This window comes from Prosthecobacter fluviatilis, from assembly GCF_055388355.1.
In genome coordinates, this window is sequence record NZ_AP043782.1 from 1632640 (window position 1) to 1645634 (window position 12995).

Below are 12995 nucleotides of genomic sequence, written 5' to 3' on the forward strand. Positions count from 1 at the left end.
GCTCCGGCGGCGGAAAGGCCTCAGGCCATTTCGTTGATGGTCTTGCGAAAGCGCCCCAGGGCGATGAAGAAGAATGCCGCGCCGATGGCGACCAGCACCAGAAACTGCGGCCACACCACACTCAGGCCGGCGCCACGAAACAGCACCGCCTTGCCAAGCGACACGAAATGCGTCGTCGGCGCAAAGAGCATCAGATGCTGCACGATGGCCGGCATGCTTTCGCGCGGGGTGAAGCCGCCGGAAAGCAGCTCCATCGGCAGCAGGAACAGCACCGCCAGCAGCCCAAACTGCGGCATGGAGCGCGCCAGCGTGGCCATGAAAATCCCCAGGGAGGTGGTGGCGAAAAGATGCAACGCCGTACCCAGCAGAAAGAGCACCACGGAGCCCTCCACCGGCACGCGCAGAGCCCCCTGCACCACCACCAGCAGGGCGATCGTCGCCGCCGCCAGCACCACCAGCCCCATGGACCAGATTTTGGCGACCATGATCTCAAACGGCGTGACGGGCATCACCAGCAGGTGCTCGATGGTGCCATGCTCGCGCTCCCGAATCAGCGCCGCACCCGTCAGGATGATGGAGAGCATGGTCACGTTGTTGATGACCTCCATCAGGGCGCCAAACCAGGACTGCTCCAGATTGGGATTGAAGCGCTCCCGCAGGACCAGATCCACCCTCGGCGTGGCGCTGCTGCGGTAGTGCGCCACGAATTCGCTGACCTCGTCGGAGATCATCTGCTGCACATAGCTGCTGCCGGTGAAGGCCTGCGTCATGCGGGTGGCGTCCACATTGAGCTGGAGACGCGGCGACTTGCCCGCCAGCACGTCGCGCTGAAAATCCGGGGGGATGTCGATCACAAAGGTGTAGTCGCCATTGTCCATGCCCGCATCCATCTCCGGCAGCGAAATCATGACCGGCGGGCTGAAGCGCGGCATGGAAAAAGCCGAGGCGATGCGCGCCGAAAGCGGCGAGCCATCCTCGTCCACAATGGCGATGGGCGCCTTGTGCAGCGTGTCCGGCATGGCCGTGGCGGCCACGTAGATCGAAACCGTGAAGGTGTAGGCGATCAGCACGAGCATGACCGGATCACGCGCCAGGCTCCAGAGCTCCTTGATCCCCAGCCGGTAGATGTTGGTGGCAAACGACATGGTCATGAATCCTGCTTTTTCTGCAGCGCAATGGACAGGCCTATGATGAACAGCACCCCCAGCAGCATGGGCCAGAAGAAATGGTACTGGCCGGAGAAGCCCAGAGCCTTGTTGAACACGCCGCGGCTGATGTTGAGAAAATAGGTGGCCGGCTGGATGCGGCCGATGAACAGGCCCGTCCCCTCCAGTGAGGAAACCGGATTCAGCAGCCCGGCAAACTGCACCACCGGGATGATCGTGCCCACGAGGGTCACGAAAATGGCCGCAATCTGGCTGCGGGTAAAGGTGGAGCAGAACATGCCCAGGCCGGTCGAAAACATCACAAACAAGAGCGCGGCCAGGGCGTAGGCCGGAAAGCTCCCCTTGAGCGGCACGCCAAAAACCGTGACGGCCAGCAGCGTGAGCAGCCCGAAGTTCAGCATGGCCAGCAGCACGTAGGGCAGCTGCTTGCCGAGCAGAAACTCGCTGCGCGTGACCGGGGTGACGTAGAGATTGATGATGGATCCCAGCTCCTTTTCACGCACGACCGACAGCGCGGCGAGCATGGCGGGAATCATGAGCAGGAGCATCGGGATCACCGCCGGCACCATGGAGGGCAGGCTGGCCACATCGGGGTTGTAACGGTAGCGCGTCTCGATGACGGCGGGGCCGCTTCCGGCATTCTGGCCCAGCCTTCGCTGTGAGACATCCAGCAGCCAGTTCTGGTGCATGCCATGCACATAGGCCTGCACCGTCTCGGCGCGGGCGGGCATGGAGCCGTCCACCCAGGCGGCGATTTGCACGGGAGTTCCACGCCCCAGGTTCCTGGCAAAGTTGGGCGGGATCTCAATGGCCAGCGCGAGCTCCCCAGAACGCATCCGCTGATCCAGATCCGCGTAGTCGGTGATGGCCGGACGTTCGACAAAGTAGCGCGATCCGGACAAGTTCAGCGCGTAGTTCTGGCTCAGGCCGGTCTGGTCACGATCCAGCACGGCATACGTCAGATTTTCCACGTCCAGGCTCATGCCATAGCCAAAGACAAACATCAGGATGACCGAGCCGAGCAAGGCCATGGTGGCGCGCACCGGATCACGCCTGAGTTCCAGGGCTTCCCGCAGGGTGTAGCTCCAGGCACGCCGCCAGCTGAAGGCTTTCCTGACCGCGCCTGCCACCGGCGGCGTCTGAGGCGCGGCAGCCTCCGCTGCCACAGCGGGCGGCAGGCTTTCCGGCGGGGCGCTCTCCTTCAGGTAGCCGATGAACGCTTCTTCCAGCGAAGCCGCACCACGCTTGCGGACGAGTGCGGCAGGTGCGTCGGTCACCAGCACTTTGCCCGCATTCATCAGCGAGATGCGGTCGCAGCGCCCGGCCTCGTTCATGAAGTGGGTGGAGATGAAAATCGTGACCCCGTCATGGCGCGAGAGATCAATCATCAGCTGCCACAGGATGTCCCGGGCGATGGGGTCCACCCCCGACGTGGGCTCGTCCAAGATCAGCAGCTCCGGCTTGTGCACCATCGCCACCGCAAGCGACAGGCGCTGGCGCATGCCCAGCGGCAGGCTGTCCGGCATCGCGTCGAGCAGCGAGGCCAGGCCAAAGCGCTGGGCCATCTCCGCGACGCGCCCGTCAATCTCGGCCTCGGGCACTGAAAACAGCCGTGCATGCAGCACGAGGTTTTGCTGCACCGAGAGCTCCGAGTACAGCGAAAATCCCTGCGACATGTACCCGACGCGGCGACGCGTGGTGATGTCCTTCGGATCGACTTCATGCCCCAGCAGCATCGCGCGCCCCTCGCTCGCCGGCAGCAGGCCGGTCAGCATCTTCATCGTGGTGGACTTGCCGCAGCCATTTGACCCGATGAACCCAAAGATTTCCCCCCGCCGAATGCGAAAGCTGACGTGGTCAACCGCCGTGAAAGCCCCGAACCGCCGCGTCAGATCTGTGGCTTCGATGGCAATCCCGGCATTGGCTTCGGCGGCGAGCGGCGGAATCGAAACCGCACGGTGGCCACGCTGCTGCTCCTCTGGCAGCAGGGCGATGAAAGCCGCGTCGAGCGACTCACTGCGGGAGCGGGCCAGCAGCTCTGCGGGTGACCCCGTGGCCAGCACCTGGCCGGCATTCATCGCCACCAGCCAGTCAAAGCGCTGCGCCTCCTCCATGTATGCCGTGGCGACGATGACGCTCATGCTGGGGCGGCTGTCGCGGATGCGTTGGATCAGGTCCCAAAACTGCGACCTGGCCAGCGGGTCCACGCCGGTGGTCGGCTCATCGAGGATCAGCAGATCGGGGTCATGGATCAGCGCACAGCACAGCCCCAGCTTTTGCTTCATGCCGCCGGAAAGCTTTCCCGCCGGACGCGAGAGAAACGGAAACAGCCCGGTGCTGCGCGTCAGCTCGTCTATGCGGCGGCGGCGCTCGGCGGCATCATGGCCGAAGAGCCGCCCAAAGAACTGCAGATTCTCCTCCACCGACAGCGTCGGATAAAGGTTTTTGCCAAGCCCCTGCGGCATGTAGGCGATGTGCGGGCAGACCAGCCTGCGATGACTCACGTCCGTCATGTCTCCGCCGAGGACTTCGACGCTCCCTTGCTGCACTTTGCGCGCACCGGCCACCAGCGCCAGCAGGCTGGATTTGCCCACGCCATCCGGGCCGATCAGCCCCGCCATCCGGCCCGCAGGAATCTCCAGCGTGACGCCGGCCAGGGCGAGGTTTTTGCCGTAGCTCAGGCTGACATCCGTCAAGCGGGCAACGGACTTGGAACTGGCTTGCACCGGGTTCATTGCGGCAGCTTGATCGCCAGGCTCTCCGGCCACTCAGCTTTTGCATCGAGCTTGAGCCAGGCCACCCCGGGCAGCCCCGTCTTGACCAGCTTCAGGTTCTTCTGCAGCAGCGGGCGGCCAAACTGCGCCTTCACGCGAAACATCAGCTTCTGCCGTTCGTTCGCCGTCTCCACTGTCTTGGGGGTGAACTGGGCGACGCTGGCCACATAGGATATCTGCGCCGGGATCACATAATGCGGCGCGGCGTCGAGGATCACGCGCACTTCGCTGCCCAGCGCCACCTTTCCCACCGCCGCCTCGGGCAGGAAAAAGGTCAGGTAGACATCGCTGAGATCCACCAGGTTCAGAACCTTGCCGCCGGGGGCCAGCACTTCGCCGGGCTGTGCCACGCGGTATTGCACGCGGCCGTCACGCGGTGACTTGAGCTGGCAGTCCACAATGTCGGCCTCGATGCTGGCCGCGGTCGCCTTGCTCGCGTTGACTGCGGAGTTGGCTCCGATGACCTGGGCTTCCGCAGCCTTGATGGCAGCCTTGGCGGCGGCCACCTGGGCTTGCGCTGCCGTCACCGCAGCCTCCGCCCCATGCAGTCTGGCGAGGTCATCGTCGTGGTCCTGCATGGAGATGGCCCCGCTGGCAGACAGCGCCTTGGTGCGGGTGTACCGGCTCTTCGCGGCTTCGAGTTCTGCCTGGCGCTGGACGGTCGCAGCCTGCGCGGCTGCCTCGTCGCTCCGCCGTGCAGCCACCTGAGCCTCGGCACTGGCCACGGCGGTGATGGCCTGCTGCAGCTGGGCCTTGGCCGCATCGTGCTGCGCATTGAGCACGTCCACCTGCATCTGCGCCAGCAGCTGCCCCGCCTGCACAAAGTCGCCCTCGTCCACCAGAATGTTCTGCACACGTCCGGCCAGCTTGGTGGCGATGTCGATCTCCGTGGCTTCCACGCGCCCGTTTCCGCTGACAAACCCTGGGCCAGGTCCGGCATGTTTGAATTCAAACCCAAACACGATCACCAGCAGGACCACGGCACCTGCAACGACGGCCAGCCACCAGTTTTTCTTCAAGAAGGACGAACCAGCCTTGGCAGGAGGCGACACCGCCGACGCGGCCTCTGTAACAGCGGGTGAGACTGGTGGAACGACAGAGGCACTGGCGGGGCCAGCGGGTGTACCGGGCGGAGTCATGGGTGTCGATAGTTTTGAATGCTCGCAAAATCCACCTCATTCAAAGCATCTGGACTGTTCATTCATGCGCCGTTTTTGCAGCAGACGCATGGCTGGTCTGCTGGGGGCACATGTGTTCCAGGAGGCCGGACATCTGCCGATTTTCCCATGTCCCCGCGCCTAGAGAATCTGCCCGATCGGGCGTCATGCGCCACGGACATCTGGCATCGTGCCAGCCCTCAGGCACCGGGTGCAAAAGCGGTTCATTTGTTCACATTGGCAAATATGATTCTGCGCACGATGCCGCACGCCCAGCCGTAAGCCTGCAAGATGTTCCGAGGTTGTGGCGTTCGCCTCATCCCCTCAACAGGCTTCGCCGCCTCCCATGCGAAAGGTACGAAAATCGCATTGAAGCCCGGCGAGTGCTCACGATGATTTGTTTTCCCATCCCCTTCCAACACTCCATGCACCACCGACCCCGCCCCTCCTATGGCCGCCTGCTGGCCGCCACTCTGGCCCTGACCGGAATCTCCCAGGCGAATGACTGGACCAACTGGCGCGGCCCGCTCCAAAACGGCGTGAGCCTGGAGCACTACACCAAGGCTGGAAAGCTTGCTGACAAGCCCGCCTGGAGCGCCCCCATCCGCAGCCGTGGCACACCTGTGGTGGTGGATGGCAAGGTCATCCTCTGGGGCTACAAAGGTGAAACCTCCGACCTCATCGAGCTGCTCACCTGCCTGGACGCCAAGAGTGGCAAGGTCCTCTGGCAGCACGAGATCCCCGACTACCTCAGCGACTCCATCTACAACCGCTACGCCATCGGTGCCCCCACCGTGGACCCGGAGACCAAGCGCATCTACCTCACCAGCAACGCGGGCAATTTCCTCTGCTTTGAGCTGGACGGCACCAAGGTGTTTGAGATCCCGCTGATGGAAGAGTTTGGCCGCATGACCTTCCCGAACTCCCGCGTGGGCAGCCCGGTGATCGAGGGCGAGTTCGTCATCATCCACTTCATCTTCTCCAACTGGGGCGCCGACGGCCCTGCCGCCGACCGCGTTTACGGCTTTGACAAAAAGACCGGCGAGCTGGCCTGGTGGACCCTCCCCGGCGTGAGCCCGCCCGTGGACAGCTCCTTCTCCACCCCCGTGGTGGAAACCCGCGACGGCAAGCGCGTGGCCTACTTCACCACCGGCTGCGGCCACGTCGTCTGCGTCAACACGCACAACGGCAAGCCCTACTGGAAGATGCAAATCTGCAAAAACGGCGTGAACCCCTCCGTGGTCCTGCACAAGGACAACCTCATCGCCATCCACGGAGATGAGAACGTGGACAACTCCGAGAAGGGCCGCATGGTCTGCATCAAGCTCCCGGAGAAGCTCACCGCCCCCGTGCCTCCGGCCACCGAAGCCACCACGCTGGAGCCCAGCGCCGAAGTCTGGCGCAACCCCATCGGCGCCACCAGCAGCTCACCTGTCCTCGTGGGAGATGTGATCTACCAGCTCACCGACGGTGCCGAGCTCTACGCCATCGACGCCAACACCGGCACCGACCTCTGGAAGCTCAAGCTCAGCAACGCCAACCTCCACTCCTCCCCCCTCTACGTGGACGGCCTGCTCTACTGCCCCATGCTCGACGGCAAGCTCGTCGTCGTGAAGCCCGGCAAGACATCCGGCGAAGTGGTGCAGGAGATCAAGCTGGAAGGCAACTGCCTCGGCGCACCCACCGTGTGCGACGGCACCCTCTACGTGACGACCACCGAAGCCTTCCACGCCTTCCCGATCCCGAACAAGGGCATCAAGACGGACGCCGCCCCCGTGGTGGAAATGCCCAAGGCCGGCAAGGCCGTGGCGCTGCAGATCATCCCGGCTGAGACCGTCGTCATGACCGGCCACAAGCAGGCCTTCCGCGTGCGCAGCGTGGACGCCAACGGCTTCCTGGTGAACCCCGACGTCAAAGGCGTGAAGTGGGAAACCTTCATCCCCCCGACCGCCAAGGTGAAAGCCACGATGGACGGCAAGTTCAACGACGCAGGCGAGCTCGTGGTGGCCGCCGACGCCAAGTCCAGCGCCGGTGCCTTCAAGGCCACCGCTCCGGACGGCACCTTCGGCACCATCCGCGGCCGCGCCCTGCGCAACCTGCCGCTGGTGGAAAACTTTGACGGCTACGAGCTCAAGGACGAGCAGCCCACGGAGAAGATCATGTTCTCCTACCCGCCGCTCCCCTGGATCGGTGCGCGCTTCAAGTTCGACGTGCGTGAAGTCGTCGGCGCTCCTGGCAACAAGGTCTTCGCCAAGACCTTCGACCGCCTGCTCTTCCAGCGCGCCACCGTCTTCGTGGCTCCCTCCAACCTCTCCAACTACACCATGCAGGCAGACGTGATGACGGACGGCAGCGCACGCTCCAAGTCCGACATCGGCCTCATCAACCAGCGCTACCTCATCTGCGTCCGTGGCAATGCCGGCAAGCTGGAGATCAGCTCCAACCCCGAGCGCCTCAAGCAGGAAGTGCCCTTCAAGGTCGTGGCCAACACCTGGTACACCCTGAAGACCAAGGTGGACGTGGCCAAGGACGGCAGCGGCGTGGTCATGGCCAAGATCTGGGACAAGGCCCAGCCCGAGCCTGCCGCCTGGACCATCGAAGTGAAAGTGCCCCGCGCCCACAAAAACGGCTCCCCTGGCATTTTCGCCCTGACACCGATGAACCAGAAGCGCGTCTATCTCGACAACCTGAGCGTCACCCCGAACTGATCAGCCACCCTTTTAAACCCAACTGCTTTCAACGTCATACATGAGAACGAAACTCACCCCCATCCTCGCTGCGGCTCTGGCTGCCACAGCAGCCCTGAACGCCGCCGACTACACCCAGTGGGGTGGCGGCAACACCCGCAACATGGTGTCTGACGAAAAAGGTCTGCCCACCGACTTCAACCCCGGCAAGAAATACGGCCCCAAGGCCGCGCCCAAGGTAGCCGGACGCCTCCGCCCCAACGCCCAGGACGCCAACAAGGCCCCTGGTGCCGAGGACATCGACATGAGCACCACCAAGAACTGCCTCTGGGTGGCCAAGCTCGGCTCCCAGACCTACGGCACGCCGATGATCGCCAACGGCCAGGTCTATGTGGGCACCAACAATGAGTCCCCCCGTGACCCCAAGAGCGTGGGCGACCGCGGCATCATGATGGTGTTTGATGAATACACCGGCCAGTTCAAGTGGCAGATGGTCTCCCCCAAGATGGGCAGCGGCAAGGTGAATGACTGGGAATACCTCGGCATCTGCGCCAGCCCCACCATCGTCGGCGACAAGGCCTACGTGCCCAGCAACCGCTGCCAGATCGTCTGCCTCGACGTCAAAGGCATGTCCAATGGCAACCAGGGCATGCAGGACGAAGGCGCCTTCATGGCCCCTCTGGACAAGGATGGCAAGCCCACCGCCCCCCTCACCCCGGGCGATACCGATGCCGACATCCTCTGGGTGTACGACATGTACAAAGAACTCGGCGTCTTCCAGCACAACGCCACCGCCGGCTACCCGCTGGTGATCGACGGCAAGGTCTTCGTCCCCACCTGCAACGGCGTGGACTGGACCCACACCAACATCCCCGCCCCGAACTCCCCCAGCTTCATCATGCTGGACGCCGAAACCGGCGCCCTCCTCGGTGAAATGGATCACGTGGCCTCCGAACGCGTGCTGCACTGCTCCTGGTCCTCCCCCAACTCCGTGGACGTGGAAGGCAAGAAGCAGATCGTCTTCGCCGCCGGTGACGGCTGGGTGTACTCCATGGCCCCCGAAACCCACAAGGACGCTGAAGGGCTGGACATCCTGAACGAAAACTGGCGCTATGACGCCAACCCGCCCGAGTATCGCAAGAACTCCGCTGGCGAGCCCATCAAGTACGTCGAATACGACGGCCCCAGCGAAATCATCGCCACCCCCACCATCGCTGATGGCCTGGTGTATGTGAACATCGGCCAGGACCCCGAGCACGGCGAAGGCGTCGGCTGCCTGAGCTGCATCGACCCCAAGGGCAAAGGCGATCTCACCGGCAAGGCCCTCTGGACCTTCAAAGGCATCGAGCGCACCATCTCCACCCCAGCGGTGAAAGACGGCCTCGTCTATGCCGCCGACTACACCGGCCGCGTGTTCTGCCTCGACGCCAAGACCGGCAAGGAATACTGGAAATTCGACACCAAAGGCCACATCTGGGCCAGCCCGCTGGTCGCTGATGGCAAAGTGTGGATCGGCAACGAAGAAGGCGAACTCTTCATCCTCGCTGAAGGCAAGGAGCTCAAGGAACTCGGCACCATCGAATTCCCCTCCCCGCTCCTCAGCTCCGTCGTGGCCGCCAATGGCGCCCTCTACGTGACCACCCACACCCACCTCTACTGCTTCAAGGAAGGCGCCAAGACGCCTGAGGCGAAGTAAGCGGAAGGTCGGAGAAAGTTCATCCCCAAAAGGCGGGCCGGAAACGGTCCGCCTTTTTTCATGCTTTGGAGGAGAGGGATCGTCGCGATCCCTCACGCTGTCATACCACCATCTGCTGAAAACGGGCCTGTACGGGCTTGTGCACTGTGCACGGGTGCTTGGCACTCCGGTCGTAGGTTGGGGGTGTTTGGCGTCGAGAGCACACGCCTGCTCGACCGCCCCTCCGCCAAACCGCCCGACCATCAGCGCATTCCTACGACGTGGTGCTTGCCGCACGCTGGTGGACGGGCGGGCTGTCGCCACACCCATCCTACGTATGGCGGGCACGCAAGCACTGGCTGACTGACTTGCCTTGAAGTCTCCACCTGAACACAAAGTCTTTTCTTCAGAGCCGAACTTTCATTGGCTGCGAAATCCCCCCGTTTTCAATGGATTGTGGTATCACTCCGTTCGGCGATCTCGCATGACACCAAACCCGCAACACCCAGCGAGCGCGCTGTTTTACTCCATAAACACGCCGCAGGTGCGGGGATCAAGATGATCCCCCTCCGTCGCTGCGGCGAAGCCTCTGGCGGAGTGGGATCGTCCCGATCCCACAGGCTCCCGCATCGCCCAACGCCCTCGCACATCCGCGAACACGCCGCAGGTGCGGGGATCAAGATGATTCCCCTCCGTCGCTGCGGCGAAGCCTCCGGCGGAGTGGGATCGTCCCGATCCCACAGGCTCCCGCATCGTCCAGCGCCCTAGCACATCCGCGAACACGCCGCAGGTGCGGGGATCAAGATGATCCCCCTCCGTCGCTGCGGCGAAGCCTCCGGCGGAGTGTCCCACAGGCTCCCGCATCGCCCAGCGCCCTCGCACATCCGCGAACACGCTGCAGGTGCGGGGATCAAGATGATCCCCCTCCGTCGCTGGGGCGAAGCCTCCGGCGGAGTGGGATCGTCCCGATCCCACAGGCTCCCGCATCGCCCAGTGCCCTCGCACATCCGCGAACACACCGCTGGTGTGGGGATCAAGATGATTCCCCTCCTTCGGCTCGTGCCTCGGCCTTGAGACCCGTTTTCATCGCATCGTGGTTACAGGCAGGGCTGGTATTGAAGAATGATGATCCAAAACGCGTAGTTTCTGGATGCAGCCCAGCCTTCTTTGCCTGCCGTTACCGTATCTCCGCGCAGTGTCCCTGGCGCTCGTTTTCTCCGCAGCGCATGCAGACATTCCCAAACCGGACGATGCACCGCAGCCGCTGTCTCCGGCGGAAAGCGCCAAGCTGTTCCAGGTGCCCGCCGGTTATCAGATCCGCCTTCTCGCGAGCGAGCCGCTGATCCGTGAGCCCTCCGGCATCTGCTGGGATGACAAGGGGCGATGCTTTGTCTGCGAGCTGCACGGCTACAATGTGGAAGGGCAGTACGACATCGATGAGCTCAACAAGTCGGGCCAGCTCGATCTCGAAGTGCGCCGCATCCAGGCCAGCGAGGCGGCGAAGAAGAAGGCCGAGGCGGAAACCTACGGCACCGTGAAGCTGCTGCGCGACACCGATGGCGACGGCGTGATGGACCAGGCCACCGTGTGGGCGGACCACCTGCCACCATGTTATGGTATCGCTGCCGCGAATGGCGGCCTCCTGGTGGCCTGCGCACCGCACATTGTCTTTCTGAAAGACAGCGATGGCGACGACAAGGCGGACGTGAACGAGAAGCTCTTCAGCGGCTTTGGCACCGGCAATCTGGAGCGCGGCATCAATGCCCCCACACTCGGGCCGGACGGCTGGTATTACTTTGGGCGCGGCTGGGCCGGGGGCGAGATCACCGGGCCGCATCTGGCACAGCCGGTGAAACTGCCCGCCACGGACTTCCGCATCCACGCCGATGGCAGCGCCATCGAGCCCGTGAGCGGCAGCACCAAAACGATGGGCATGGCTTTCACGCCCAGTGGCGAGCGCTTTGTCTGCACCACGACGCATCCCGGCCTGTACGTCACCCCCATCCCGTGGCGCTACCTCATGCGCAATCCGGACGCCGCCGCGCCGCTGCTGGATGCCCCTGCCAGCGATGACACGCGGGTCTATCCCATCTCCAAACCGCACCCCTGGCGCACCAAGCGCGAGCAGCATGCGGAGTACTTTGCCTTCTACCGCAAGATCAGCCTCAGCGATGCCGCCGCCTCCGGCTACTTCACCTCCGCCTGCGGCCCGCTGGTCTGGCGCGGCCAGTATTTCGTCTGCGAGCCTGCGCAGAATCTGGTGCACCGCGCCGACATCGTGCGGGACGGCACCCGCCTGCGGCTGCAGCGCGTGAAGGGCGAGGAGCAGAGCGAGTTCCTCGCCTCCCGCGATTCCTGGTTTCATCCCATGAGCCTCGCGCGCACGCCTGAGGGCCACATGGCCATCTGCGACTTCTACCGCGAAATCATCGAGGACTACTCCGCCATCCCGCGCCACCTGCAGCAGCAGTATGGCGTGATCCACGGACACGATCGCGGCCGCATCTGGATCCTGGAGGCCAAGCAGCCCTACGAGACACCGAAACTCAGCGCCGCCGAGGCTCTGGTGCTGAAGCTGCGCCATGCGGATGACAAACCGCTCGATGCCCCCACACGCGCGCTTTGCTTCAGCAAGGACCTGGAGCCCCACCTCGCCCTGCAACTGGCGCTCAGCGTCGGCGCAGAAAAGGAAGCGCTGCTCGCGCTGGCGCGAAACCACGGGCAGCTCAAGTGGATGGATGCGGCCATCGCGAGCTCCGCGCATCATTTGGAAAAAGACCTGCTGTTGGCGCTTGCTGCTGATCCGGGAAAGAGCGAACCGGTGATGAACAACCTCGCCGGCATCATCGCCAGCCGTGGGGATGCGCAGGAGATCTCCGCCTGTCTCGCAGCCGTTACCACTGGCAAGGCTGGCGAAATCCTGCGCCTGGGCCTGGAAGAAACCAAGCCCCTGCCCCAGCAGGCCGAGCTGCCTGCGCCCACCGCGCCCAGCGCCGAACAGAATGCCGCATGGGAAAAGCGCGTGCCCGCCGTGCTGGCGGCGCTGAAGGAGAAGCCCGATCTCGAAGAAGGCCGCGTGCTGTTTCAGAGCATCTGCGGTGCCTGCCACAAATCCCACGGCATCGGCGTCAGCGTGGGGCCGGATCTGGATGCGGAGTTTCAGCGTGCCCCTGAGGTCATCCTGCGTGACGTGCTTTTCCCCAGCGAAGCCGCGCGCCCGGGCTACGAGACGCTGCGCGTGAAAACACAGCGCGGCGAGACGCTCCTCGGCATCGCCGCCTCAGACTCGCCCACTAGCGTGACTTTGAAACTCCCCGGCGGCACAGAGCGCACCGTGCTGCGCAAGCGCGCGGAGATCCGCACACTGCGCAATGTTTCTCTCATGCCCGCAGGCCTCGGCGATGCGCTGAAGCCGGAGCAGGTGGCCAGCATCATCGCCTTCCTGCGTTCGGCGCCGTGAGAGCAGGAATTCTGGAATGAGATGATGAAGTGGGATTAGAAGAAACAGGATGCCGGGGCAATGATGCCCCCGGTCC

Annotated in this window: 6 protein-coding genes; 3 read left to right on the plus strand and 3 right to left on the minus strand. The window is 63.9% G+C overall.

Features of this window, described 5'->3' with window-relative positions; translation table 11 throughout:
* Positions 1 to 20 precede the first annotated feature (20 nt).
* The 3 genes from ACZ5WW_RS06355 to ACZ5WW_RS06365 are packed head-to-tail and all read right to left on the minus strand — an operon-like array spanning position 21 to position 5079.
* Complete coding sequence (locus ACZ5WW_RS06355) at positions 21 to 1145, minus strand: ABC-2 transporter permease (RefSeq protein WP_377166609.1); 1125 nt, start codon at positions 1143 to 1145, stop codon at positions 21 to 23.
* Positions 1146 to 1147: 2 nt separating this feature from the next.
* The gene (gene rbbA, locus ACZ5WW_RS06360; RefSeq protein WP_377166607.1) at positions 1148 to 3901 is read right to left on the minus strand and encodes a ribosome-associated ATPase/putative transporter RbbA; all 2754 of its coding nucleotides are present in this window, start codon (positions 3899 to 3901) and stop codon (positions 1148 to 1150) included.
* Positions 3898 to 5079, minus strand: coding sequence for an HlyD family secretion protein (locus ACZ5WW_RS06365; RefSeq protein WP_377166605.1), 1182 nt, complete (start codon positions 5077 to 5079; stop codon positions 3898 to 3900). The genes rbbA and ACZ5WW_RS06365 overlap by 4 nt, the downstream gene beginning before the upstream one ends.
* Positions 5080 to 5522: 443 nt before the next feature.
* Between ACZ5WW_RS06365 and ACZ5WW_RS06370 the strand changes: the two genes are divergently transcribed.
* From ACZ5WW_RS06370 to ACZ5WW_RS06380, 3 genes are all read left to right on the plus strand, one after another.
* Positions 5523 to 7805: an outer membrane protein assembly factor BamB family protein gene (locus tag ACZ5WW_RS06370; protein ID WP_377166603.1), complete on the plus strand. Its 2283-nt coding sequence runs from the start codon at positions 5523 to 5525 to the stop codon at positions 7803 to 7805.
* A gap of 40 nt (positions 7806 to 7845) precedes the next feature.
* Entirely contained in the window at positions 7846 to 9480 is a 1635-nt protein-coding gene (locus ACZ5WW_RS06375) for an outer membrane protein assembly factor BamB family protein (RefSeq protein WP_377166601.1), read from the plus strand.
* A gap of 1174 nt (positions 9481 to 10654) precedes the next feature.
* Positions 10655 to 12919, plus strand: coding sequence for a PVC-type heme-binding CxxCH protein (locus ACZ5WW_RS06380; protein ID WP_377166599.1), 2265 nt, complete (start codon positions 10655 to 10657; stop codon positions 12917 to 12919).
* Positions 12920 to 12995: the final 76 nt, after the last annotated feature.

Bases quoted from the DNA above. Each gene is read 5' to 3' on its own strand.
- ACZ5WW_RS06355 (WP_377166609.1), bottom strand. From the start codon at position 1,145: ATGTCGTTTGCCACCAACATCTACCGGCTGGGGATCAAGGAGCTCTGG.
- rbbA (WP_377166607.1), bottom strand. From the start codon at position 3,901: ATGAACCCGGTGCAAGCCAGTTCCAAGTCCGTTGCCCGCTTGACGGAT.
- ACZ5WW_RS06365 (WP_377166605.1), bottom strand. From the start codon at position 5,079: ATGACTCCGCCCGGTACACCCGCTGGCCCCGCCAGTGCCTCTGTCGTT.
- ACZ5WW_RS06370 (WP_377166603.1), top strand. From the start codon at position 5,523: ATGCACCACCGACCCCGCCCCTCCTATGGCCGCCTGCTGGCCGCCACT.
- ACZ5WW_RS06375 (WP_377166601.1), top strand. From the start codon at position 7,846: ATGAGAACGAAACTCACCCCCATCCTCGCTGCGGCTCTGGCTGCCACA.